Annotated in this window: 25 protein-coding genes; 16 read left to right on the top strand and 9 right to left on the bottom strand. The window is 39.3% G+C overall.

Going from position 1 to position 25,975, the window contains the following annotated elements:
* The first annotated feature begins 6 nt into the window (after window positions 1-6).
* Window positions 7-855, top strand: coding sequence for a DUF4249 family protein (locus IL356_RS10460; RefSeq protein ID WP_121849057.1), 849 nt, complete (start codon window positions 7-9; stop codon window positions 853-855).
* A gap of 66 nt (window positions 856-921) precedes the next feature.
* Here the strand turns inward: IL356_RS10460 and IL356_RS10455 are convergent, their stop codons facing one another.
* Window positions 922-1,728: a DUF1853 family protein gene (locus IL356_RS10455; RefSeq protein WP_121849058.1), complete on the bottom strand. Its 807-nt coding sequence runs from the start codon at window positions 1,726-1,728 to the stop codon at window positions 922-924.
* Between the two features lie 131 nt (window positions 1,729-1,859).
* On the opposite strand from IL356_RS10455, the gene IL356_RS10450 reads away from it, so the two are divergent.
* The 3 genes from IL356_RS10450 (at window position 1,860) to IL356_RS10440 (ending at window position 6,069) form a co-directional block, all read left to right on the top strand.
* The gene (locus IL356_RS10450; protein WP_121849059.1) at window positions 1,860-3,257 is read left to right on the top strand and encodes a Gfo/Idh/MocA family protein; all 1,398 of its coding nucleotides are present in this window, start codon (window positions 1,860-1,862) and stop codon (window positions 3,255-3,257) included.
* A gap of 109 nt (window positions 3,258-3,366) precedes the next feature.
* Window positions 3,367-4,533, top strand: coding sequence for a vWA domain-containing protein (locus IL356_RS10445; protein ID WP_121849060.1), 1,167 nt, complete (start codon window positions 3,367-3,369; stop codon window positions 4,531-4,533).
* Between the two features lie 66 nt (window positions 4,534-4,599).
* Complete coding sequence (locus IL356_RS10440) at window positions 4,600-6,069, top strand: MoxR family ATPase (protein WP_121850710.1); 1,470 nt, start codon at window positions 4,600-4,602, stop codon at window positions 6,067-6,069.
* 40 nt (window positions 6,070-6,109) lie between these two features.
* Here the strand turns inward: IL356_RS10440 and IL356_RS10435 are convergent, their stop codons facing one another.
* Window positions 6,110-7,606, bottom strand: coding sequence for a sensor histidine kinase (locus tag IL356_RS10435; RefSeq protein ID WP_121849061.1), 1,497 nt, complete (start codon window positions 7,604-7,606; stop codon window positions 6,110-6,112).
* Window positions 7,603-8,304: a response regulator transcription factor gene (locus IL356_RS10430; protein ID WP_317125470.1), complete on the bottom strand. Its 702-nt coding sequence runs from the start codon at window positions 8,302-8,304 to the stop codon at window positions 7,603-7,605. The genes IL356_RS10435 and IL356_RS10430 overlap by 4 nt, the downstream gene beginning before the upstream one ends.
* A 229-nt stretch (window positions 8,305-8,533) precedes the next feature.
* Here IL356_RS10430 and IL356_RS10425 point away from each other — a divergent pair, with 229 nt between their 5' ends.
* Entirely contained in the window at window positions 8,534-10,048 is a 1,515-nt protein-coding gene (locus IL356_RS10425; protein ID WP_121849062.1) for a spondin domain-containing protein, read from the top strand.
* Between the two features lie 48 nt (window positions 10,049-10,096).
* Here IL356_RS10425 and IL356_RS10420 read toward each other — a convergent pair whose 3' ends face one another.
* Both IL356_RS10420 and IL356_RS10415 read right to left on the bottom strand, forming a co-directional pair.
* Window positions 10,097-10,582, bottom strand: coding sequence for a hypothetical protein (locus IL356_RS10420; protein ID WP_225621465.1), 486 nt, complete (start codon window positions 10,580-10,582; stop codon window positions 10,097-10,099).
* 179 nt (window positions 10,583-10,761) lie between these two features.
* On the bottom strand, window positions 10,762-11,196 hold the full coding sequence (locus IL356_RS10415; protein ID WP_121849063.1) for a hypothetical protein: 435 nt from the start codon (window positions 11,194-11,196) through the stop codon (window positions 10,762-10,764).
* A 69-nt stretch (window positions 11,197-11,265) separates the two neighbouring features.
* Between IL356_RS10415 and IL356_RS10410 the strand changes: the two genes are divergently transcribed.
* The 4 genes from IL356_RS10410 to IL356_RS10395 all read left to right on the top strand — a co-directional run bounded on the left by IL356_RS10410 (window position 11,266) and on the right by IL356_RS10395 (window position 14,712).
* On the top strand, window positions 11,266-12,051 hold the full coding sequence (locus tag IL356_RS10410; protein WP_121849064.1) for a tRNA pseudouridine synthase A: 786 nt from the start codon (window positions 11,266-11,268) through the stop codon (window positions 12,049-12,051).
* 119 nt (window positions 12,052-12,170) lie between these two features.
* On the top strand, window positions 12,171-13,202 hold the full coding sequence (corA, locus tag IL356_RS10405) for a magnesium/cobalt transporter CorA (protein ID WP_225621464.1): 1,032 nt from the start codon (window positions 12,171-12,173) through the stop codon (window positions 13,200-13,202).
* Between the two features lie 102 nt (window positions 13,203-13,304).
* Complete coding sequence (locus IL356_RS10400) at window positions 13,305-13,808, top strand: hypothetical protein (protein ID WP_121849066.1); 504 nt, start codon at window positions 13,305-13,307, stop codon at window positions 13,806-13,808.
* 106 nt (window positions 13,809-13,914) lie between these two features.
* Entirely contained in the window at window positions 13,915-14,712 is a 798-nt protein-coding gene (locus IL356_RS10395) for an alpha/beta hydrolase (RefSeq protein ID WP_121849067.1), read from the top strand.
* On the opposite strand, the gene cysM is transcribed toward IL356_RS10395, so the two are convergent.
* On the bottom strand, window positions 14,713-15,597 hold the full coding sequence (gene cysM, locus IL356_RS10390; RefSeq protein ID WP_121849068.1) for a cysteine synthase CysM: 885 nt from the start codon (window positions 15,595-15,597) through the stop codon (window positions 14,713-14,715).
* The gene (epsC, locus tag IL356_RS10385; protein WP_121849069.1) at window positions 15,587-16,381 is read right to left on the bottom strand and encodes a serine O-acetyltransferase EpsC; all 795 of its coding nucleotides are present in this window, start codon (window positions 16,379-16,381) and stop codon (window positions 15,587-15,589) included. The genes cysM and epsC overlap by 11 nt, the downstream gene beginning before the upstream one ends.
* Before the next feature lie 93 nt (window positions 16,382-16,474).
* Here epsC and IL356_RS10380 point away from each other — a divergent pair, with 93 nt between their 5' ends.
* Window positions 16,475-17,155: a DUF2461 domain-containing protein gene (locus IL356_RS10380; RefSeq protein WP_121849070.1), complete on the top strand. Its 681-nt coding sequence runs from the start codon at window positions 16,475-16,477 to the stop codon at window positions 17,153-17,155.
* Here IL356_RS10380 and IL356_RS10375 read toward each other — a convergent pair.
* On the bottom strand, window positions 17,147-17,554 hold the full coding sequence (locus IL356_RS10375; protein WP_121849071.1) for a glyoxalase: 408 nt from the start codon (window positions 17,552-17,554) through the stop codon (window positions 17,147-17,149). The two genes, IL356_RS10380 and IL356_RS10375, sit on opposite strands and share 9 nt — an antisense overlap.
* 208 nt (window positions 17,555-17,762) lie before the next feature.
* On the opposite strand from IL356_RS10375, the gene IL356_RS10370 reads away from it, so the two are divergent.
* Genes IL356_RS10370 through IL356_RS10360 form a run of 3 tightly spaced genes read left to right on the top strand, consistent with a single transcriptional unit; the run spans window position 17,763 to window position 20,513 of the window.
* A complete protein-coding gene (locus IL356_RS10370) occupies window positions 17,763-19,118 on the top strand; it encodes an NAD-dependent succinate-semialdehyde dehydrogenase (protein ID WP_121849072.1) in 1,356 nt (451 codons plus the stop codon).
* Window positions 19,119-19,163: 45 nt separating this feature from the next.
* Window positions 19,164-20,060, top strand: coding sequence for a DUF72 domain-containing protein (locus tag IL356_RS10365; RefSeq protein WP_121849073.1), 897 nt, complete (start codon window positions 19,164-19,166; stop codon window positions 20,058-20,060).
* 54 nt (window positions 20,061-20,114) lie between these two features.
* Window positions 20,115-20,513: an acyl-CoA thioesterase gene (locus IL356_RS10360; protein WP_121849074.1), complete on the top strand. Its 399-nt coding sequence runs from the start codon at window positions 20,115-20,117 to the stop codon at window positions 20,511-20,513.
* Here the strand turns inward: IL356_RS10360 and IL356_RS10355 are convergent.
* Entirely contained in the window at window positions 20,510-21,790 is a 1,281-nt protein-coding gene (locus IL356_RS10355) for a dipeptidase (protein WP_121849075.1), read from the bottom strand. The two genes, IL356_RS10360 and IL356_RS10355, sit on opposite strands and share 4 nt — an antisense overlap.
* A 197-nt stretch (window positions 21,791-21,987) precedes the next feature.
* On the opposite strand from IL356_RS10355, the gene IL356_RS10350 reads away from it, so the two are divergent.
* From IL356_RS10350 to IL356_RS10340, 3 genes are read left to right on the top strand one after another with little or no spacing between them, the layout of a single operon-like run.
* The gene (locus tag IL356_RS10350; protein ID WP_162987891.1) at window positions 21,988-22,707 is read left to right on the top strand and encodes an Hpt domain-containing protein; all 720 of its coding nucleotides are present in this window, start codon (window positions 21,988-21,990) and stop codon (window positions 22,705-22,707) included.
* Window position 22,708: 1 nt separating this feature from the next.
* A complete protein-coding gene (locus IL356_RS10345) occupies window positions 22,709-23,080 on the top strand; it encodes a response regulator (RefSeq protein ID WP_121849077.1) in 372 nt (123 codons plus the stop codon).
* Window position 23,081: 1 nt separating this feature from the next.
* The gene (locus IL356_RS10340; RefSeq protein ID WP_121849078.1) at window positions 23,082-25,970 is read left to right on the top strand and encodes a HEAT repeat domain-containing protein; all 2,889 of its coding nucleotides are present in this window, start codon (window positions 23,082-23,084) and stop codon (window positions 25,968-25,970) included.
* The last annotated feature ends 5 nt before the right edge of the window (window positions 25,971-25,975 follow it).

The raw sequence follows: 25,975 nt of genomic DNA, 5'->3' as shown, positions 1-25,975 counted from the left end.
GATCAAATGAAAAATTATAAAAATCATTTTTTGGCATTATTGAGTACGCTACTGTGCATATCGTGTACTGATGTGGTAGATGTTGATGTTCAGACGGCCCCTACGCGTTTGGTCATCGAAGCAAGTCTCGATTGGGAAAAAGGTACGCAAGGCAATGAACAAACGATTGACTTAAGTGCTTCCACAGAATTTTTCAGTAGCGGTAATGCCCCGATAATTACTGGTGCAATCATTCAGGTTACTGATTTGAACACAGGTGATTTATTTGATTTTGTTGATCAAGGCAACGGCAGTTATTACACTGATGAATTTATTCCCGCTGTTGGGCATAGATATCAATTGGAGGTAATCTATGAGGATGAAACCTATATCGCTGAAGAAACCTTATTTGCTGTACCTGACCTTACAGTCGTAGGGCAATCAAAAGAAGATGGTTTTAGTGAAGACGATCTTGAGGTAAATATGACCTTGATAGACCCAGAGGAGGAAGGCAACAGCTATTTCTTTAAATTTTGGAAACGGGGAGACTTGCTTCCCGATTTTGAAGAATTTGATGATGAATTTGTTAATGGTAACAAGGTTGATTGGTTCTACGAAATCGGTGAGGATGATGATACCGACGAAAAGGAAGCCTTTCAACCAGGAGATACGGTAGATATTTCCTTTTATGCCATATCACCTGCTTATCTGAAATACATGCGAATTCTAATCAATCAAATTGGGGGAATGGGTCTTTTTGAATCTATCCCGGTATCGGTTAAGGGCAACTGCATCAACTTGACCAATGCCGATAACTATGCGCATGGGTATTTTAGGGTTACCCAAGTGGTCAAAACGAGCTACACATTTGAGTGATTGAGAAGAGGGGAGGAAACATATTTTAGAAAAGCAGAAATCTATCTTCCTTCCCTAACTTTATAATTACCACCAAACTACAAATAGCTTTTGAATGGTTCCATCATTCTTTTTGAGCCAAAGCATAGGTGAATTTTCATTGATCATTCTCAGGTTAACTTCCATTAACGTCTCAAAATGCGACATCCATTCTACAGTTTTATGAGGCCTTATGACCCATTGCCATTTTTTAGGCATGTAGTAGTGATAACCTCGAAAAGCTGAACTCTCAAAATCTTTGAACCTAATCCAAAAGCCAGATAAACAGGCTTTGTTCAAAGGTCTAATATGGCTTTGCTCTTCTAGATAGTGATGGAATAGTTGCGCCTTAAAACAGCATAAATGGTGTATGCAGTTAGGGTCGATATTCTTTGAAAACAGAACTTTTTTCCCTTCCTCGCTGTGCAATAATTGAAATTGACGATTCTTGATTTTTTCCATTTTGGTAAAGAACATGTCTCTTCTGTTCGGGCCCATTAAACGATGTATCGGTTCTGAAATAGCACTATCGATTACATAAAACTTATAGGTAAGTTCTACGTGTATTTGTTGAAAGGTCTCTTTATTACCAAGAATAAAATCAATCTCACCTATGGTTTGTTTGCCAGAAAGAACGGGTTGATTGTAGAGAAGAATTTCATATGCACCGGACCTTTCAATAAGGTCTTTAAAGACAAATTCCATTTGATGCCCTAATCGCATTTTGGCAGGTATAGTTTCCGTGAACGGTGGTTGCAGGGTTACCTCAGGAAAATGGAATTGTTCAATACCAAACTGCTCGTTCAACCATAATGGTTTTGTTCTGTAAAAGCCTTCATGTAATGAGTTCACCATACTCGATTAAAATAGTTTGAATATTGTCTTCATCAAAATAAATCAATTGAATATGAAGACCTAAAGATTCCCTTTTTATTGTCTATCTTGTACGTTCAAGCCTTAAGAACTAAACTAAATATTACTACCAAATGAATTCCAACAGAAGAAATTTTATTAAAAAATCATCGATAGTAGGTGCGGGCATTACCTTGGTGCCTTCTTTATCGAAAGCAAACCTCTTGGGCCCGTCAAGACCTTTTGATGCGCAGTACATGGGTGGGTTTGCCGCTCCTAAAATAGATAAGGTTCGATTTGCTTTTATAGGTGTTGGTGCCAGAGGCTCTGGCCATGCCAAACAAATTGCGGCCATTGAAGGTACCGAAGTGGTGGCCATTTCCGATTTATATGAAGATTTGGCCCAAAGATCGGCAGATGCTTGCAAAGAGGCGGGCAAGGGTCAACGACATAAAAAAATAAAGCTGTATACCAACGGAGAGGAAGATTGGAAAAAGATGCTTAAGGAGCAGAAACCCGACGCTGTCATCATCGCCACCCCATGGAAACTGCATGCCCCTATGGCTATCGAGGCGATGAATTCGGGGTCTCATGCTTTCGTTGAAGTACCATTGGCACTTACCATTGACGAAATGTGGCAAATTGTCGATACTTCTGAAAAGACGAAAAAGCACTGTATGATGATGGAAAACGTCAATTACGGTAGGGAAGAACTTCTATATCTTAATATGTGCCGTCAAGGTGTCATTGGTGAACTTTTGCACGGTGAGGCTGCTTATATTCACGAACTACGCTCTCAAATGAACGAAGTTGAACGTGGTACGGGCTCTTGGAGAACCTATCATTACGCGAAAAGAAACGGAAACCTTTATCCAACCCATGGGTTGGGTCCCGTGGCACAATACATGAACTTGGCACGTGGTGAAGATAATTTCAAATTCATTAATTCTTTTTCATCGCCGGCCAAGGGAAGAAAATTATATGCTGAAAAGAATTTTCCTGCCGATCATCAGTGGAACGAATTAGACTATAAAGGTGGTGATATCAGTACCTCCATCATTAAAACCGACTTGGGAAGAACGATTATGGTTCAGTGGGATGAGACGAGTCCGAGACCTTACAATAGGTTAAACCTCATTCAGGGCACCAAGGGTACATTGGCCGGTTTCCCTACGCGTATGGCCATCGAGGGGGGTATTGAAGGAGCTACCGAAGACCATCACCAATGGGCTGAAGGCGACGGTCTTGCCAAGATTTATGAAAAGTATGAGCACCCTCTCTACAAAAGGTTGGGCGAACTTGCGGTAAAAATGGGTGGACATGGCGGTATGGACTTTATGATGCTATACCGAATAGTTGAATGTCTAAGAAACGGCGAACCTTTAGACCAGAATATGTACGAAGGTTGCCTATGGAGCGCGGTGGCACCGCTAAGCGAAGCTTCAGTTGCAGCTAATGGCGCCCCACAAGAATTTCCTGATTTTACCAGAGGTAACTGGAAATCTACTGATGAACTCGCTGTAGTAGAATGATATTAATACAGATAAGGGATTGGCCTGCAACCAACGGTGGGCCACTTCCTTACCGTTAACATTTCCTAAAAATAGAGGTGTTCACAGCTAAAAACACTAATTTTATGTAATGGCTATGAATACTAGAAACGGATTTCGCTTCACCCCATACGAAGCTCCCGAACAAACCCCATTTGAAAGACTTTTTGAAATTTTCCAAGAACTCATCACGCACACTTCTGGCGATTTTGATGAGGCGATAGATTGGTTGCGAGAGCTTGATAAAGAATATGAGCTTACCGACGACGATTATACTATCGACGATTTTATTGAAGAACTAAAGGCGAAAGGGTACATCAGGGAAGAGTTCAAAGATGGTGGCGGCGAAATGGGCGATGGGCAAGAAGGTGATGAAGGAGATGGTTCTGGAAACGGAAAAATTTCGATTACTGCCAAACTAGAAAGATTAATTAGGCAAAGAGCCTTAGATCAAATCTTCGGTAAATTAAAAAGACAAGGTTCTGGCAACCATAAAACGGGCAAATCTGGCCAGGGTGATGAACATACCGGTGATTTAAGGGAATATCGCTATGGTGATGGCCTAGAGCATATTTCAATGACCGAGAGTTTGAAAAATGCCCAAGTTAACCATGGTATTGGTAGTTTCTCTCTTAGCGAAGAAGATTTGGTCGTCGAAGATACCCAATACAAAGCGCAGATGAGTACGGTGCTCATGATCGATATCAGCCATAGTATGATACTTTATGGTGAAGACCGAATCACACCTGCCAAAAAGGTGGCAATGGCTTTGGCCGAATTAATTACTACCCGTTACCCGAAAGACACTCTGGATATATTGGTTTTTGGTAATGATGCTTGGCCGATTTCCATTAAAGAGCTCCCTTATTTAAAAGTAGGCCCATACCATACCAATACCGTTGCAGGTTTACGATTGGCTATGGATTTGTTGAGACGAAAAAGAAATACCAATAAGCAGATTTTTATGATTACCGATGGTAAGCCGAGTTGCTTGAGGCTTCCTGATGGTAATTACTATAAAAATAGTGTGGGCCTAGACGATTATATAGTCGAGAAATGTTACAACATGGCCCGTCAGGCGCGTAAACTTCACATTCCCATTACCACCTTTATGATTGCCCAAGATTCTTATCTAATGCAATTCGTTAGGCATTTTACCGAAGCCAATAAAGGAAAAGCCTTTTTTACAGGGCTAAAGGGTCTGGGTGAAATGATTTTTGAAGACTACGAAGCCAATAGAAGAAAACGTATAAAATAATTGCTATAAATAGTATTGTTTGCGCCTTTTGCAAATGATAAAATAGATACAAACCGAGAAGAGAATATGAGTATTGATCATTTGAAAATAAAAACCTTGGGCGATTTAAAAGCATCGGGGTATCGAAGTAAGAATATTAAAGATGAGCTTAGGGATAACCTGCGAGAGCAAATCAAGAACGGAGAGGATAGTTTTGAAGGTGTATGGGGTTACGAGAACTCGGTCATTCCACAATTGGAAAGAGCTATACTATCTAGACATAATATCAATTTACTAGGGTTAAGAGGGCAGGCCAAAACGCGGTTGGCCAGATTGATGGTGCATTTGCTGGATGAATGGATACCTGTTGTCAAAGGTTCTGAAATAAACGATGATCCTTTGCGGCCCATGTCTCGTTTTGCTGTGCAGTTGATTGAAGATAAGGGGAATGAAACCCCAATTATTTGGCTGCATAGAAACGAACGTTTTTCTGAAAAATTGGCAACCCCAGATGTGACGGTGGCCGATTTGATTGGCGATGTCGACCCGATAAAAGCGGCGAATCTTAAATTATCGTATGCAGATGATAGGGTCATTCACTTTGGTATGATACCTAGGGCCAATCGATGCATTTTTGTCATCAATGAATTGCCTGACCTTCAAGCCCGTATTCAAGTGGCGCTCTTTAATATTTTAGAGGAAGGCGATATTCAGATTAGGGGTTTTAAATTAAGAATGCCTTTGGATATTCAGTTTGTTTTCACGGCGAATCCTGAAGATTACACCAACAGAGGTAGCATTGTTACACCTCTGAAAGATAGAATTGGTTCTCAAATTTTGACACATTATCCTGAGTCTATAGAAATTGCACGAAAAATCACTGAGCAAGAGGCCCATTTAGACGATAGGCAATCGAGAACTGTATATGTACCCGATATGGCCAAAGATTTATTGGAGCAGATTGGTTTTGAAGCACGCAACAGTGAATATGTAGATGCCAAAAGTGGGGTCAGTGCGAGAACCAGTATCACAGCTTACGAGAACTTGTTGAGTACAGCAGAAAGAAGGGCTCTTCAAACAGGTTCTGAAACAACAATGGTTCGATTAAGTGATTTTATGGGTGTTATACCAGCAATAACCGGAAAAATTGAGTTGGTCTATGAAGGTGAACAGGAAGGTGCCGATTCCGTAGCGGAGATTTTGGTCGATGATGCGGTGAAAAGTTTGTTTCCTAATTACTTTCCGGCGATTAATAAATTAGAGAAAAAAGATGCCATCACCCCGTATGATGAATTAGTTACGTGGTTTTTTCAGGGGGAAGGGTTTGAATTGTTAGACGATTTTACCGATGAGGAATACAAAAGGGCGTTGGACAGTATTCCGGCACTTAATCAATTGGTAAAGGAGTTTCAACCTGATTTTCCAAAAGAGGATGTTTACTTTTTAAAAGAATTGGTTTTGTGGGGGCTGGTATCCCACAAAAAATTAAGCAAAAGTCGCTTTTCCGAAGGGTATCAATTTAAAGATTTATACGGTAGTTTTATAAGCGGATTATAAAAGAAAGTTTTCAAAAGCCCCGTTCACCGGGGCTTTTTCTTTATGAGATTTGATATGCCGGTAAATGAAAAGTAAAAGAGCTTCCTTCTTTTGGTTTACTTAAAACGGTGATAGTGGTGTCATGTAAATCCATTATTTTTTTGACAATGGCCAGGCCAAGTCCGTAGCCATGTTTCTTTGCATTTTTTTCTACTTGCTTGTACCTATCAAAAATAAAAGGTTGCTCGTTAACAGGTATGCCCGTACCTGTATCGGTAAGGTCAATTTCAATATTGTTTCCTTTTTTTTGCAATGACAGCGTCACATGTCCGCCGGCTTCGGTATATTTCAAAGCATTTTCGATCAAGTTCTGCAATGCCCTTTCTACGAGACTAACATCGGCATAGACCAAACAGTTGTCCTCAGGATTATCCATTTTCAAATCAATTTGCTTCTTGTCTGCCAACACCTTGAATTTGGCAATAAGATCGTGAGAAAGCTCGGTGATAGAGAACGGTTCTTTAATGGGAACCACTTGTTCCGCTTCCAATTTCGAATATTCGAAAAGCTGGTTGATAAGATTGGATAGGCGGTCTACATTGTCGTGAGTAATTTGAAGGTATTCGTCTTTCTCAACTTCTGAAAGGCTATCCCTTTTGATCTGTAGCGTTTCGATATAGCCTTTTAAAATGGCCAGTGGCGTTCTCAGATCGTGTGACACATTGGCTATCAGTTCTCTTCTCAATTGGTCGACCGATTGCATCTTGTCCATATTACTAACGATACTATCGGCCATTTCATTAAAAGACTTTGCAAAAACTTCAATATCGGATTTCTCGGGGTTCTTAATGCGAGCTTCAAGGTCACCATCGTGAAACCTACGTACGGTTTGAGTAATCAAACGCAGATTTTTAGTCAAGAACCAAATGGCCAACAAACCGATTATAGCCGAGAAAATCATGGTAAGAATGGTCGCTCCAATCCCCAATCGAGCGAAATATTGGCTCATTAGGTTATCGCTTACTTCTTGAAATTTTTTTCCGGCCAAAACGATGTAGATAAATCCTTGATGACCATCTACATTATAGGGTGCAGCAGAAAAGATCTTCTTTGCACCAGGGTTTCTTGGATCGTCTCCGAGAACAAATTTTTCCCCACTATCGGCAATAAATGATTTTACAGGAGCCAAATCTACCTTTTTTGCCGCATTCTTATCCTCGGGATCAAGAACCACGGAATAAAGTATATCTCCCTCCTGACCTAAAAGGTATACTTCGATACTTTGATTAACGGCCATCATATCATGCATGAGATCACCGAACAATTCTTTGTTGACACTTCCGTCGGCTAAAAAGGGCGATGCTCCACTGAATTTTTCGGCTATAACATGATTGGCGATATCGGCATTTAACCGTTGAGTGGTTTCTTGACTGTATTTATTCGCAAAATACCCCGTAATGAAAATATAGGATGCCCCCATCAAAAGCACTAAAAGAACGAACGCCAGCCACAATTTTTTGACCAATTTGGGTGTTAAGGTTTTTTCTCTTGTGCTCATAACGATATATCTTCATTGAATTTGTAACCAACTCCCCAAGTAGTTAGAATGTAGGAAGGATTGGCCATATCTGATTCAATCTTAGCCCTTAACCGATTGATGTGCGAGTTTACGGTGTGTTCATAACCATCAAAATTGTATCCCCAGATGATATTTAGAAGTTCGGTTCTTGTATAATTTCGGCCAGGGTTCGAGGCCATTAATACCAATAGCTCGAATTCTTTTGGTGAAAGATCAACTTTGTTCCCTTCGATTAGAACCTTTCGCTTGTCGACATCGATATGCATACCCTCAAACGACATATCGCTTGAATTCCCTTTTGCTTTGCCCTGTTGATTGGTTCTTCTCAAAACAGCCTTGATTCTAGCCAGAAGCTCCCTTATACTAAAAGGCTTGGTTATGTAATCGTCCGCACCTATTTCAAGCCCTAGTACGCGGTCTATTTCTTCTGATTTGGCCGTTAGCATTATAATAGGGGTGCTTTTCTGTGCTCTTATTCGTTTACATATTTCAACACCATCCATTGTAGGCAGTGTTAAATCAAGTAGAACCAAATCATACGAATGTTCTATGGCCATTTTTAGCCCTTGGGCACCATCAACGGCCTTGTCGGTCTTGTAGATTAAATCCGTTAGATGAATCTCCAACAACTTGATGATTTCCGGATCGTCTTCTATAATTAAAATTTCTTTCATCATCTCAAATACGAATGAAAACAAAAAGTATCACACAATTATCACGGCGATAATTGTACAATCAAAACACTTACTAAATCTTTAATACAATAACCTTCTGTCTAAGAGTCAGTCGTTCAAATAGTTGAAAGCTCACAGAAAATTCACAGAAATTCGATAAAAGTTGATTTTTATGTGATTTTGTGATGATATAGTATGGCTTAGTTTGTTTTCAACATAAAACGACATTATTATGAAAACAAAAAGACTATTACCAGTATTCTTGGGGGCCGCAATGGTTGCCTTTACAGCATGTGAAGAAGAAATTACAAGCACTGAAATTGATGAAAACGTACAATCTGTAACAGAGGGTACAGAAACTTCATCGGTAGATTCTGAAGAAAACGTAGAAGAGGAAATGGAATTGAATTCTGCTGATTTTACCGTAACAATAGAAAATGTGGTAACTCCAAAACCCATTTTTGAGAGCGGCGTGTTTGCCGTACCTATGGGTAAATCAGAACCTGCACCATTATTTCCTGGTGAAGCGTATGAGTTTGAGATAAACGCGGGCCCTCATGTATTGCCGGGCGATGGGGGCACCAGACTGTCATTCGTTACCATGTTTGTACAGTCGAATGACCTATTTTATGCTCCTAATGAAGAAGGTATCGCTCTGTACGATGAAAACGACTTACCTATTTGTGGTGACGGCCCTGTTGATATAACTGACCAAATTTATCTTTGGGATGCCGGTACTGAAGTGAATGAAAAAACCGGGGGACCTAATCAAAAGCCGCAACAGGCACCAGAAGCGATGGACCAAGGGGAAGAAGAAAATGGTGTGGTTACCCGAATAACCGATAATAGCTGTTCTTTCGGCAATGTGCTTCCTGAAAATAATGACGTTATAAAAGTTACTATTGAGTTAATTGCTCCTGCCAGGTTCAAGGTGAGAATTAAAAATGTATCCGATTCAAACACTATTGCTGTGCCCGCTATGGGAAAAGATGCTAGGGCCGCAGTACCCATCTCGCCCGGAGTGTATGCCGTTCATACAATACCAGCACCATTCTTTGTAGAGGGAGAGGTTGCTTCTGGCGCCGGATTGATAGGTAGTACTTCAGGCGTCGAAGATGTCGCGGAAGACGGCTTTCTTGATGATTTACTTATGGATACGAAAGCTGCAACAGGTTTGATTGTGCCACTTTCACCTGGGGTTTGGGCTATACACAAAGATGGCGATATGCCATTATATGAAAAAGGTATGGCCGATTTTGGTGAAGGATTGGAGGGAATTGCCGAAGATGGTTCGATTGCCATGCTTTCAGAGTCTTTAATGAATAAAGAAGAATTGATGCAATATGGCATTTTTAATACACCTGTTGGAGCATCCGAAGCAGGACCCATCGGTCCGGGGAATAGTTACCAATTCTCTTTTACGGCAGAAGAAGGTTATAACTTATCGATTGCAAGTATGTTTGCCCAAAGTAACGATTGGTTCTATGGATTTAAACCTGAAGGTTTACCCTTGTTTAAAGATGGGGAAGCGATGTATGGTGATATGACCGGATATGTTTACCTCTTTGATGCAGGCACCGAGGCAGATGAGCACCCAGGGGCAGGTTTGACCCAAGTTATTCGCCAAGGAAATCCGAATACAGGACCGGAAGACCCTAATTATACGGTGAGAATAGTCAATGGAGATGAGTTTGATAATATACCTGCAACCTCACATGTTATAAAAATTACTATCGAATCAGAGTAGGCAATGAGTTTAAAATTAAAAGGCTGGGGTTTAAAACCTGGCCTTTTTTTATTGTTCCCAAGAATCTATATGTCTGCTGATATCATCAAAATTATAATCCCCAACCAATTTTTTCCTATATCCAATGGCCAAGACGGTCATGAATATTAGAAACGTCTGTAAGACTAGAATAACTAGTGCCATTGGTAAAAATGACACTGGAATGACGTGGTTTTCAAAATCGGTGTAGCTCAAAAGTGTGTAAACTGTTTTGGCTAAATAAAATAGATATACCAAAACCACTGCATACAGTATATATTCTATAGTACGCATTTGAGGGTCGGTATCTTCATATTCAGTGATTTTAAACCAGAGAACATAGAGAAATACCAAGTGTACCAAAGCGATAATGGGAAATGCAAAGTTCTCAGGCCTAAAAACGGGAAAAGTCTGGGTATAGAGTCCGTAAAAATTAAGTACTGATAATGCCACCAACGTTACAATAGATAGTTGAATGGTTATCCTCCATGTGAAAAGCTTCTCAACTAGTTTCATAGTAAAGTAATCAAGATTCGATTGACAAAAAATAACAACGAATCTTAAAATTGGTTTATTGGATTAATTCGATAAACCGCACTTTTTGTAGTCTTGACTACCCATGCGGGGGAACTTACTTAGTCGATTTAAATGGAAAGATAGAATTATTATAAAGAGAAATTTAAAAAAATCGTTGACTACCCTAAATATCCCTTCTTTAGTGCATTTTTTGAAAACAATATAAGTAATACGCTGATAATTATGATGATGATAGGAAATATCATAGCCGATGTTCCCATTACTTCAAAAGTATTGCTCAAGAAAAACTGATATACGTTTTGGGCCAGTACTCCAATCAACGAAATGATAAACGCGGTGATTGCCCATTTCTTGCGTAGTAATAATGCAATAGCCCCTAACACGCCAGACCATACCGCTATAGCAAAAGAAGCGGTTACCCAAGCTGGTCTTGTCTCATAAAGAAGTCTTTGCTCTTCTGGTAATTGAGCCAGTGCCTCAGTTGACATAAAGGCATCGACGAGATATGCCATGGCCCCGATAACATTCCATATCAAGGCAAGAATGGCCACTACCCAGAAAACTGTGCCGGGTTTGTTCAGATGGGTTGTCATAATGGTGGTTTTAAAAGGTTGTCTTTACAAAATACAAAAAAATGGCTAGTTTGGTCTCAAATAAAAAGCATGTACAGTACCCGACATTATTACTTGATAGATGTACAATATTTAGGGTTTAGGTATAGTGGTTGGCAGAATCAACCGGGGCAAAAAACGCTGGAATCAATGCTACTCAAAACGTTGAAATTCGTTTTACCCAACAGAAGCTATAAAATATTAGGGGCTGGCAGAACCGATGCAAAAGTTTCTGCATTGGCCATGAAATTTGAACTTTTTTTAGAAGGGGAGGAGTTGAAGAATCTAAATGAGTTTAAGGAGACGTTCAACCGAAATTTACCGCCAGACATTCGAGCGACGAACATTGAAAAGACAACTGCGGACTTCAATATCATACAAGATGCAAAGGATAAGGAATACGTTTATCTATTCTCTTTCGGTGAAAAGAACCATCCTTTCTGTGCTCCTTTTTTAGCCAATATCATTGAACCTTTAGATATTGATTTAATGAAAGAAGGCGCTACACATTTTTGTGGCACCCACGATTTTTCTGTTTATACTGCACGGTTACGAGAAGGAACAAAGACCGTTAGAACCATCGAATCATGTTTTATCAAAAAAAACGACCTTATTCAAGCCAGCTTTTTTCCTGAGAATAGTTACGCATTACATATCAAAGGTGCTGGTTTTATGCGGTATCAGATTAGAATGATAATGGGAGCTCTAATACAGTTGGGCAGGGGAGAGCTATCACTTGAAAATATTACAGATTCGCTTCAACCGAACAGTGGTATAGAGCATACTTTTGTGGCGCCGGGTTCCGGCCTTTTATTAAATCGATTGGATTATCGATAAAGCCATTAAAATCGCATCTTGCTATCTTTATAAAAATACCTGTAGCTATGGCAAAGCCAAAGAAAAGAAAATTGCTTTCAAAGTTAAGGCCCCGTAAACAGTCAAAATTTGACAAAAAAATGGGCAAGGCCCCTGGTACCATCACGTATATGGGCAAACGAGAGGGAAAACCCAGTGTGGTCAATATCATGGAATATAATAACGATGACCTGAATATTACCAGCCCTGGTGATATAGAGACCATCGTAGCCCATCGTGACCCTCCGATGACCTCATGGATCGATATCATAGGTATTAGTGATGAACAGTTCATAGAACAGGTGGGCAAACGTTTTGGTCTGAATTCATTGGTAATGGAAGATACGGTCAATCCGCATCAAAGGCCTAAGATAGATGAATATGAAGAGTACATTTTTGGGGTCTTTAAAATGCTCTATATTGATGATGATACCAATGAACTTGTATATGAGCATGTGGCATTAATCTTATTGGAAAATTGTGTTTTGGTATTTCAAGAGTTGGAAGATGATGTATTTGCCGGGGTTCGAAGTAGGGTCAGAAACAAATCGGGACGTATAAGAAGTAGGGGGGCAGATTATTTATTTTTTGCACTCTTAGATGCCATTGTCGATAACTACTTTGTCATTTTAGAATTTTTGAACGACAAAATCGAAACCCTTGAAGAATTGGTCTATCAAAACCCCACCCAAGAAATTGCCCATGAAATTCAAGACCTAAAAAAGCAGGTATTAAAGGTGAGAAGGTGGATCTCGCCCGTACGCGAATTGGTCGGTAGACTTATCGATTCTGAAAACCCATTGATTACGAAAGATACCAAAGTATTCTTAAGAGATGTGTTGGATCATTCCCTTGAAATCAATGAAAGCCTACAAATCTATCGTGAAATGTCGATGAGCTTGATGGAGATGTACATGAGTAATATGAGTAACAAGATGAACGAGGTAATGAAGGTACTGACCATTATGGCATCTATATTCATACCCTTGACTTTTATAGCTGGTATTTATGGTATGAATTTCGACCATATGCCCGAATTACACTGGGAACACGGCTACCCAATGGTTTGGGGCATTATGATAGTTTTGTTTATCGGTATGATGATTTACTTTAAGCGTAAAAATTGGCTTTAAGCCCATATTTCCCTTCTTGAATGGTTTCAAATTTTGTTGCAATGAGCTAAGCAAGGTACTTCACCGACCGTAAATTGCAGCTTTAATCATAAAAGAGAAAATATGAAGTATACAAAGCAAATATTATTTTCTTGTTTGTTGATGGTAACAGGCGTTATGTGCGCCCAAGGAATAGACAGGGAAATTTCAGAGGAGACCACTGAAAAGAAATATGAAATGTATGAAGAAGGCAAATTGGTCAAGAAATCAGTAAAGATTCATACAGTGGTGAAACAGGATATCAAATTTGCCGAAGAAGACGAAGATAAAATCGACGCCAGAAGGGTTATAACTCCCAAAAAAATCTTCAAAACGGTGAGTATCGATAATGATACCGATGAAGATTATGACGAGGTACTTAAATTTAGCTACACTTCTGAAGCCAACAAAGATTTTCTATTCGGAACCAATGACAATGAGATTTTCAAGGCCTTAGAAAATAGTAAGTACTTAAATGTGGGCAATAAAGAGAATATGACTGAAAAAAGTCTTAATTCTTTAATTGTTATAACAGACGATAATGGACAAGTAGTTGAACTGGTACTTGAAAAACACGAAGAAATGTAATTCTGCAATACACTTATACTTGAAGAGAAGCGCTTTTGGGCGCTTCTTTTTTTGTCACATACCTAATTAAATTAGTATTTTTCTTTCCATTGAATTTCCGTTTTGAATGAGACGATTAAAAAAATGGGGCTTGGTCTTGATAGCTATTTATGCCCTTGTAACCCTGCTGGCCTACAATTTTCAGGAAAGGTTGATTTTCTTTCCATCCAAAATGCCCTTAAACCACGAATACGATTTCTGTCAGTCTTTCGAAGAAATTTTTATTGATACAGAGGATGGAGCTCGATTGAATGGAGTACACATTAAGCAGCCAGAGTCAAAGGGAGTAATAATTTATTTCCATGGAAATTCCGGAAACGTTTCACATTTGATACATGTAGCGAACATGTTTTCTCGAAACGGATATGAGTCTATTCTAATTGACTACCGAACCTACGGAAAAAGCACAGGTGAGTTGAGTGAGTCGGCCCTATATGAAGATGCTCAACTTTTTTACGATTACGCCAAGAACAGATATGACGAAAAAAACATATTGGTATACGGCCGCTCTTTTGGTACCAGCATCGCTACCTACCTAGCTTCTATGAACAAACCCAAAAAGCTAATTTTAGAATCACCATTTTACAGTGCTGTTGATTTAGGTCAGCATCGCTTTCCTTTTCTGGCAGTAAGCCTGCTATCTAATTTCAGGTTTCCTACGTACAAATATATCAAAGACGTAGAAGGGGAGATTTATATCTTTCACGGAAAAGAAGATTTCGTAATTCCCTATGATTCATCTAAACGCTTGTTTAAGGCCATTCCCGGTACTAATAAGCACTTGATTACCATCGAGAAGGGTGGCCATAACTACCTTCAAGATTATGAAGCATTTAAAAATGGTATGAAACAGGCCTTAAATTGATCAACCAAAAAGGTCGGAAGATAAATAGCGGTCACCTCGATCACAAACAATAGAAACGATAATACCGCTTTCCAATTCTTCCGCCAACCTCAGGGCAGCTGTTGCCGCTCCGCCACTGCTCATTCCTGAAAAAATACCTTCTTCTTTGGCGAGCCTTATGGCCATTTGTTTGGCTTCTTCTTCACTAACTTCCATAGTTCGGTCAACTTTAGAGGCATCGAATATTTTAGGAAGGTATTCTTGTGGCCATTTTCGAATGCCGGGTATGCTTGAATCGTCCGTAGGTTGAACACCTACGATTTGAATATTGGTATTTTTTTCTTTTAAAAAGGTAGAAGTACCCATAATAGTTCCCGTGGTGCCCATAGCGGAAACAAAATGGGTTATTTTACCTTCGGTATCCTTCCAAATTTCCGGGCCGGTAGTCTTATAATGGGCCTTCCAGTTATCATCATTGGCAAACTGATTGATCATGATATACCCATCGTTGGCCACTTTTGCTTCCGCATAATCCCTGGCGCCTTCTATTCCCACATCAGAAGAAGTAAGGGTAACTTTTGCCCCATAGGCTTTCATCGTTTGCACCCTTTCTTTCGTGGCATTTTCAGGCATAACCAATTCTATATCCAAACCATAAATTCCGGCAATCATGGCAAGTGCTATTCCCGTATTTCCGCTGGTGGCCTCAATCAACTTTGAATTGGAGTCGAAATCACCACGCTCTAAAGCGCTTTTGATCATATTGAGTGCGGCCCGGTCTTTAACGCTACCGCCCGGGTTGTGCCCTTCCATCTTAAAATACAACTTAACGTTGGGGTTGGTATTGAGAACTCTTGATTCGACCAAAGGCGTATTGCCTACCAAATCGAGAAGGTTATGAGACATGCGGTAAAGTTTTAATTTTTATTTCGGGAGTGTGAAAAACTGTTGAATTGGGCGGTACAGAAGCCGTTAACCAAGCGTTACCACCAATCACCGAGTTCTCACCAATTATGGTATCTCCGCCTAAAATGGTGGCATTTGCGTAAATGGTCACATTGTTTTCGATGGTAGGGTGCCTTTTGGTTTTTTGTAAATGCTTAGCGACATAAAGTCCACCCAAAGTAACACCTTGATATATTTTCACATGGTCTTTAATAATAGCGGTCTCACCAATTACAATTCCGGTACCGTGGTCGATATGAAATGAGTCGCCGATTTGTGCTCCAGGGTTGATATCTACACCGGTTTGACGATGGGCATACTCGGTCATCAACCTAGGCACCAAAGGAAAACCTTCTAGATAGAGCTCATGGGCCAGCCTATAAATGGCTATGGCATAAAATCCAGGGTAAGCCATGTATACTTCTTCAATGGAAAGAGACGCCGGATCGCAATTGACCGTGGCTTCGGCATCTAAATTCAAACGCTTCAAAATATTGGGCAATTTGGCCACATAACTATACCAAACAGCTTTACAGGTCTTATCAACATCCCAACATGCTAAATCGACTAGCCCATCAAACTGGTCTTCCAATTTATCTAAGTTCTTTTCAACGGCAGTATCAATGTCAAATAAGGTATAGAAGAGAAGATTGGTAAATACTTCTACCTTTTCTTTTAGTTTGTACCGTAGGTTGGGTTGTTTTTTGTGTTTTTTGATTTGATCGATAATCGACTTCTTGTTCATAAGAATCTATTGTAGTCCAAAAATAGGGATTATTGCCAAAGCCGATTTCCGAAATAAGGTTAACTTTAGCATAAATAACAACCTTTTGGTCGTATGTTACAATCAACTATTACGAAAGAAACACTAAATTTTCTAAAGCTCTTAAAAGAGAATAACAATCGGGAATGGTTTACCGAACATAAAACAGAATTCAAATCTCACGAAAAACAGGTCAAAAGCTTTTTTTCAGGAATAAAGGAACACCTAGAGACTCAAGACGACATTGAAAAGATGAAGATGTTCCGTATTTATAGAGACATAAGGTTTTCGCATGATAAAACCCCATACAAAACACATTTCGCTGGTTCATTTTCACGTCTAGGTGCCCAGTTACGGGGCGGGTACTATATTCATATTCAACCGGGCGAATCATTTATTGCAACAGGTTTTTGGAATCCGAACAAAGATGATCTCTTACGAATTCGAAAAGAATTTGAGCAGGATGCTTCTGAAATGAGAGATTTAATGAATGATAAGTCTTTTAAAGATATCTGGGGTACCTTAAAAGGCGATACCGTAAAAACGGCACCGAAGGGATTTGATAAGAATCATGAAAATATAGACCTTATAAAATACAAGCAGTACATTTTCATCAGAAATTTTACGGATAAAGAAGTACTTTCTAATCAGTTTAAGGATAAGGTATGCGAATCGTTCAAGGCCATACGCCCTTACTTTGACTATATGAGCGACGTTCTTACCACTAATTTGAACGGTGAGTCACTATTAAACTAACGCCGGTTCTTCAAAAAGCTGAATTTGATCCTTGAGCCTATTAATGACCATGTTCATCATTCGCTTGTTCAATGATGACGAATTTTTAATATAAATCTCATACTCCTCGGCGGTGAATTGCCCAATAACAATTCCTTTGAGGGAATTGCGAAATTTAATGTCTTTTTGAATCGCATTTTCAATATAAAGAAAGCGCTTGTTCAATGAAAGCTCATAAAATGAGTTCTTGTGCTTTGCGATATAATTTTTGAAGACAGCAATAAATAACTCGTTCTGTAATTTGATGACAGGCCTTAAAGTGCCGTTCTGAAACTGTTCATCAGCACTCATTCCATCGTGAACTATAGCTGAAGGTATTTCTGGGCGAATGCGCAGAAGACTCTGGGTTCGATCGCTCATTTTACTGGTTTTTATAAAGGTAATCAATTACTAACCTGGCTTTGGCCATACATATATTACTTTTTAACCGGGTTATAAACACCTTTTAATCTAAATCAGGCCTGAGTTCTAATCCATCAAATATTAGTTCTTTCAGTAAAAACTAGTAGAGCAATTTTTTGAAGTACAAGTATATATGTAGCTTTATTAAAATTCTATCCAGTTAAACATGAAGTCCTCGATAAATCCTTATACTCAAGAAAAACTCTACAGCTTTAAAGAATTGACCACTAAACAATTAAAAGAAAAGCTTCAACAATCGCATGAATGTTTTCTTGAGTGGCAAGAGACCACTTTTGAGCAGCGGTCTGACCTCATGAATAGGGCCGCCAAGGTACTTGTTGAAAACAAAACTCTGTATGCCGAGACCATAAGTAAAGAAATGGGAAAGCCTATTTCTCAGGCAGTGGCAGAAATTGAAAAATGTGCTTGGGTGTGTGAGTATTATGCCGATAAAGCAAAGGACCAACTTAAGGATGAAATTATTGAAACGGATGCGCAAAAGAGCTATGTAAGCTACGAACCTCTTGGGATTATTTTGGCCGTAATGCCCTGGAACTATCCATTTTGGCAGGTATTCCGATTTGCCGCCCCCAATTTAATGGCTGGTAATGTGGGTGTTTTAAAACACGCCTCAAACGTAATGAAATCTGCAGAACTCATAGCGGAGGTTTTCACAGAGGCCGGTTTTCCTGAAGGCTGTTTTCAAAACCTAATCATTGGTAGTGACTTGGTAGAAACTGTTTTGGAAAATGAATGGGTCAAGGCTGCAACTCTAACTGGCAGCAAGCCCGCTGGAGGCTCAGTAGCCGCTATTGCCGGAAAACATATCAAGAAAACGGTATTGGAGCTTGGTGGAAGTAACGCGCTGATTGTTTTTGAAGATGCCGACCTAGATTCAACGGTAAAAACCTGTGTTCAGGCTCGATTTCAAAATACAGGTCAAAGCTGTATAGCAGGAAAGAGGCTGTTGGTGCACCAGAATATAATGGAAGAATTTGTTGACCTTTTCATTAAACAGGTGAGAGAGCTAAAAAGCGGTGATCCTATGGATGAAAACACCTATATCGGGACTTTGGCACGTGAAGATTTAGCCGAAGATTTGGAAAAACAGGTATTAAAATCCATCGAAATGGGGGCAAAACTGCTTCTTGGCGGAAAACGCAATGGTTCCTATTACGAGCCTACGGTACTCACCAATGTTACCGAAAAAATGCCCATATTCAAAGAAGAAACTTTCGGGCCGGCTATCGGTATTACTGCGTTTCAATCTGATGAAGAAGCTATTAGATTTTCCAATAATTCAGAATTCGGTCTTGGAGTAAGTCTCTTTACAAAAGACACCGAAAAAGCTTTAAAATTGGCCCCTTGTTTTGAAGAAGGTGCTGTCTTCATAAACGAATTGGTCAAAAGCGACCCTAGGCTTCCTTTCGGCGGCATCAAAATTTCAGGATATGGTAGAGAACTTTCATCACATGGTATTAGGGAGTTTGTGAATAAAAAGACGGTTTATCTTAAAAATTAAAAGAAAGCCTTTATTTTTAAAATCCTCAACAGATAACTGACAGCAATGAAATTCGGAAAAGTAGAGAATCCTGAACTTATAGATTTTACATTACCCAAAGACCATCCTGATACACAAGTAGTATTGAACAGAGATGGAAAAAAAAGTCCTTTGAACGTTTATGTCGGATGTGCCAAATGGAACCGTCAAGATTTAAAAAACTTTTACCCGAGGGGCACCAAAGATGAATTGGAGTACTATTCGAGTCAATTCAATTGCATTGAATTGAATGCTACCTTTTATCGAATTTTTCCAGGGGAACAGTATACCAAATGGTACGATAAAACCCCTGAAAAATTCAAATTTTTCCCTAAAGTATCAAATGATATAAGTCATCTAAGACGCTTAAATGATGCGGTTTACCCCATTGTTGATAGATATTTAGAAGCAACGTCGAATCTGAAAGAAAAGCTAGGTACTATTTTCTTACAGATGCACAATAATTTCGGACCTAAAAACTGGGATAGGGTAGTTCGCTTCGTAGAATATTGGCCTAAAGAATTTCCTTTGGCAATCGAGTTTAGACACACCGATTGGTTCAATGATGAAAAAGTATCGGAAGAACTTTATCATTTATTGGAATCAAATGGAATTGCCAATGTTTTAGTTGATACGGCGGGTAGAAGAGATATGCTTCACATGCGATTGACGAATAATGAAGCATTCGTTAGATATGTAGGTGCTAACCATCAAAGTGATTACGACCGAATAGATGATTGGATCAACCGATTGAGCGAATGGCATTCTCAAGGGTTGAACAACATTCATTTCTTTGTTCACCAAAATATGGAATTGGAATCTCCATTAATATCAGCTAAGTTTATTGAAAGGTTGAACAAAAAATTAGGTACAAATCTTAAAATTCCGAAAACGCTTCATAAAACAAATGACACACTATTTTAAGGGCGTTATCTTATGTAATTTTGCATCGTAAATTTCCCCTTAATAAATAGATTTATGAGATTTCATACTAGAAAATGGGTAAAACCTGAAGATTTAAATGCCAACGAAACTTTGTTCGGAGGTCGTGTTCTGGCATGGATAGATGAAGAAGCAGCCCTGTACAGTATTATTCAGTTAGAGAATAAAAAGGTCGTCACCAAATACATGTCAGAAATCAACTTCACCAGTACGGCCAAGAAAGGTGATATTGTTGAAATCGGTATTGAAGTGGTCAAGTTCGGCAAATCGTCATTGACACTTAACTGCGAAGTAAGAAACAAAATGACCCGTGAAACGATTGTAACCGTTGATAATATTATTATGGTCAACCTTGGGGATAACGGCAAGCCAAAACCTCATGGCAAAAAGAAAGTAGAATACGTTAGAGATCGATTGGGATCTACCGACGATTAGTAGCTTGCAGCTACTTTTTGAACTTCATCAAGTACGCGAAGAAGGTTATCGCCCCACAATTTTCTGATTTCTTCTTCACTGTAGCCTCGCTTGACAAGTTCTAGTGTTACATTGAAGGTTTCGGATGCATCTGACCAACCCTCGATACCTCCGCCACCATCAAAATCAGAGCTGATGCCGACATGGTCGATTCCAATCAATTCTACCATATAATCGATATGGTTTACAAAATCGGATACATTTACCGCAGGCGGGGCATCTTTCAAGCTTTTAGCCTTTTCGGTGGCTATACCGACCACTGTTTGATAATTTCCAAAAAAGGTCTTTCTTTTATCGGCATCAAGAGTAGATAACTCTGAACGGTCGTACCACGGCAATTGCAGCGAATCGGCTACTTTTTTATAGATTTCACCCATAAATGCCTGGCGTAGGGTGTCCTTTTCTTGGTCGACGTATGAACTAAAAGCAACCGTTTGAACTACGCCACCGTTCTTGGCAATCAATTTAAGTTGCTCATCGTCAAGATTCCGGCTATTGTCACATAAAGCTCTGGCAGAAGAATGTGAAGCAATAATGGGTGCTTCACTTAGTTCTATCATTTGCATGATAGCTTCCTTGGAAGGGTGCGATATATCAATCATAATTCCGACCCTATTCATCTCTTTTACAGCTTCTTTACCTAAATCACTTAAACCATTGTTTAACCATACATCATCTTCTTCACCCGTGTGCGAATCACTAAATTGGTTATGGCCGTTATGTGCAAGCGAAACATAAAGTGCGCCCATCTCATGGTACTTCTCAATGTTCTTGATGTTTCGGGCCATCGGGTAGGCATTCTCAACACCTATCATAGCCACCTTTTTGCCCTCCGAATGAATTCTTCTGACCTCTTCTGAAGTGGTCGCCAATTCAATTTTATCCGGGGCATACTCTTCACATAAGCGGTGAATGGCCTCAAACTTGCTCATGGCATTTTCCTCGGCGTCTTTGAACCCCTTATCGGTTAAAGAATCTTGCCCGGTATAGACAATCAACCAAGTGACGTCTAACCCACCTTCTTCCATTTTGGGCAGGTTCACTTGTGTTGAGAGGCGTTGAGTATAATTTTTTTCTGAAGTAAAGTTACTGACATTAATATCGTTATGGGTGTCTATCGTAATAACTGCATTATGTATTCGTCGTGCGGTTTCTTCAAATGATTCCTCTTTTTTATGAGGTTTTTCGTTACATGAAAAAATCGTTAAAAGACCTAATAAATAGACTATTTGCCGCATACTGTAAGAATTTATACCTACAAATAAAGCATTTTGACAACATATATAATAGCATAGGTAACATTTAGTTGCCCTGCCTTATAGAAATAGGGAATTTTAGCAATATAAACAGCTTATTCTGTGAAATTGTCAAAGTTTTTCATGTGACCGAGCGGTTTAGAAATCCCAAGTCTAACAACTCAAATTAAAAATACAGTTTGAAACCTAAGAACCTACTTGACCATTTATGTGATATGGAAGCTCAATTAGTGGATTTTTCTTATGAAAATTTCACTGCCGAGGAAGCCGAAAGGGTGAGAAAATCTTTTCTATTGTTCAAAAACACCCTTTACAAAACAATCAATCCCTCTGAAAATCTTGAGCATAAAGAATATTTGAAGACCTCGCCGTTGCCCGAGAACCAGTCGGGCGATTTTGATATGCAAACCTACGACGCCGTTGTTCGGCATTACGAATCATACAATTCAGTACTCAAATCTTTAAAAATCGATGCCCCCATGAAAAGCGAAATTTATAGTTCTATTTTCTCTGGAAGCACTCCAACCCAAACCACCAACAGGCTCTATATTGACCTTCAACCCATATTGGACGATTGTATGGGCGAGATGGAACTTTTAGATGAACTTTTGCACCTCTACGAAAAGAATGCCCTAGAATTCATCGGCCAAGCCAAAATTCACATTCAAAATACCGACTACGACCGTTTAAAGCTAGCGGCACATAAAATTAAGGCCGGTTTGGCAATGTTGAACACGAATGACCTTTACACCATCATCAACCAAATAGAGCAGACCTGTAAGACCGATAACGATCCCAAGCACTTGCAGTTTTTGTACAATTGTTTTGTTACGGAATTCCCGGCAGTACAGAAAGCCTTGCATAACGCATACGAAGATTTAAAAAAGTTAAATCAATAGAATGATGAAGAAGAGCTTACTACTAGCCGAAGATGATGAGCTACTGGCCTCTTTACTCAATTTTAGATTGAAAAAAGGAGGTTACGATGTGACGCATAGTGGCGATGGCAAGCAGGTCAAAGAATTTCTTGCCCAAAAAATGCCCGATATCATAGTCAGCGACATCATGATGCCCTATTTCTCGGGTATGGAACTTATCGACTATGTACGAAACGAACTGAAATCGAATATTCCGATAATCATCATATCCTCTGCAGGAAATGAAGAAAATGTGCTCAACGCTTTTGAGTTGGGCGCCAACGATTTTATATCAAAACCAGTAAGCCCTTCAGAACTTTTGGTAAGGGTCGAAAGAGAACTCAATAAAAACTAATTTGTTCGGGGCCAAAACAACATATTCAAATATTCCATTAGTATCCGCACCAAAAATCGATACCGAAACATTGTGGATACTAACCTTGGTATTTGTTGGCCTTGCCTTACTTTACTTCATTTCTGTTTTCATTTTTAGAAACAAGATTTCTTCTACTTCCTCAAGAACCAAAAAACAGAAAAAAGAATTATCTCCGATGGTCAGTGAGTTTCTTTTCTACGAAGAGGATGCTGACAAAGCCGAAAAGTCTCACTACCTAGACCTAAAGATTCAGATAAGGGAGTTACTTAAGAATGACTTCAACAGAAAAGTGCTTACCGAAGTTCTGTTAGATTTAAGAAAAGACGTTTCTGGAGATACCAAAAAAAGACTTTTTAAGCTCTATCAAGATTTAGGGTTGGACCAAGATGCCTACGAAAAACTGAAGAGTTGGCGGTGGGAAGTCATCTCTAAAGGTATTTCACATCTGACCCAAATGCAGGTCGAGAGCGCTTATACCTTCATTACAAAATTCATCAATGACCGGCGCTCTACCGTGCGTAAGCAAGCTGAAATCGCTGCCGTTACCTTGAAACCGGAAGGAATCAATTATTTCTTGGACACCACCAGATATAAAATTTCTGAATGGCAGCAGTTAAAATTATTGGATGTACTTAGAAATCGTGAAGATTTTGAACCACCTCGTTTTAAATATTGGCTAACCAGTACCAACAGATATGTGGTATTCTTTGCGTTGCGCCTTATCAAGTTTTATAACCAGAATGATGCAAACGCAGCTTTGATCGAACTGGTAAAGCACAAAAACAACCAAATCAAGATGGAGGCCATTGGCTGCATAAAAGAATTTTTTGTACTTGATGCCAAACCTATGCTTAAACAAGTGTTCCCTAAGTGTAGTGTTGATGTCAAGATAGCCATATTAGGAGCTTTAGGCGAACTGGGCGACGAATCCGATATCGCATTTTTGAACAAAACTGCCCAGAGCGAAGGAAACTTTGCCGTTAAGAGCAAGGCTTTATCAGCCATTAATATGATTGCCCCCGACACAGTTATGCCTACAGAAGGTTTAGATAACAGGGGAATCGATATTACCCAGGATGCCAAGGAAAACGTTAACGGCGAAGATAATATTCAGCCAACCATTACAGAAGATGAAAATCATTCTGAAACCATTTTAGAGGAAGCGGCTGAGAAAATTCAACCAAATTCTACCGTTGAAGCTCCGGTAATTCCTCATTCAGAAACAGTTCCCGTAGATGTGATTTTAAGTGAATCAGAAGAATCAACCGATCAAGAAACCGTAGAAGTGAAATCCTCTGAAGCAATGGAGGAAAATGAGGAAGTTCCTAATTTTTCTACCAATGAAGAGGATGTTAATGAGCCCACCGAGATTCAGATAGAAAATTTAGAAGTTGATTTTGAGCTTATAGTTTCTGAAACTGAAGAATCCATGGTCCCCGAAGCGGAAGTAGAAACCGGAAATCTTACACCAATTGAAGAGGTAAATGATATAGAGATTACAGAAGAAGAAATAACCCACCAGCCTCTACTTGATATAAACTTTTTACCAATCGTAATATCTGAACAGCCCCCAGTTCAAAACAATGAGAAGCAAATGACAGACAAAAACGATTCCGAATATCCGCACAAGAAAATTCGCCAGATTGAGGTCAATTTTGAACAGCTAAATGGGGCTGAAGAAATAACTGAAAAAGTAAATGAAGAAACGTTTGATATAGAAGAAATAAGCTTTTTGCCCATTGTAGTAGAAAACGACAAAACCAATAAAGACAGCGTCCATCTAAAAGATGAAAGCTTATTAGAAGAAGTTCATAACCTTGATTTTCTACCAATTGTAACTGAATCTGAGGCTCAAACAAAACCTGAAGAAGAGAGTGCGGTAGAAGAATTGGATGGTTTTAAACTTTCGGATTTCGAAATTGATTTTGAACCACAAGATATTAAAGAAGAAACTAAAGAGTTTGATTTTGAGCTAAGTGGCGAATCATTAATCAATGTCGATTCCAATACCTCTAATGCCGATGATGTCATCAGTTGGCTGATGAGTCAAAATGAGATAGATGACATTGAAGTAGAGTATGAAGAAATAGTTGAAAACGAAGATTCTCAAATTACCAACGCCATACCCGAACCCATTTATTACGATGAGCATGAAGCTTATATGATGGGGTTACTAGATGATTTAGAAGAGTTAGGAGACCACCGGGAAATTGCTCTGCTCGAAGAACTTCTTGAAGATGAAAAGCAAGAATTCATTAAAGAGCGTATAGTTCGAATGATAGCTGTCTTTTCAAAAGAGAAAGATGGTCATATCTCCATGCCAAAACTACAGTTAGAGAATTTGAACCTCCCTAATTTCAGCGTATTTGCCGACTTGTTCAAGAATATCGACCGTGAGGCCAAACTAATTCTATTAGATGAAATTGTTGCTGTGGGCGATGAAAAAGAAATTGAATTTTTAGATACTCTTTTAGAGGATCCAGACCGTCGATTGCGCAAAAAAGCTCGAAAAGCATTAAAACTGTTGATCAGCAAGGTTTCGGAAAAAGAAAATCAAGAAGAGAGTAAAAAAAAAGACGAGGATGAGCAACTCACCAAAGAGCTTTTCGACAACCAAATGGCCAAAGAGAATCCTGGAGTGACCTATACCGAATCGGAATACAATGAAGTACTCGAAGAAATCGAGGCCGACGTAGAAGTAGAAACTATTGTGGATCCAGAGCTATTTGACATTGATTTCGAACTCTCAGAAGTTTTGCAAAAAACTCATACCCAACAAGTACTAGAGCTACCTGTTGTGGCTACCGAAATAACACCAAATGGGGCTTCGCTCATGTTTAAATTTATGAACTACCTAAACTTATTATAGGTAAA

Source organism: Euzebyella marina (genome assembly GCF_014855515.1).
Taxonomy (GTDB): Bacteria; Bacteroidota; Bacteroidia; order Flavobacteriales; family Flavobacteriaceae; genus Euzebyella; species Euzebyella marina.
This window is presented reverse-complemented; position numbering and strand designations above follow the sequence as displayed.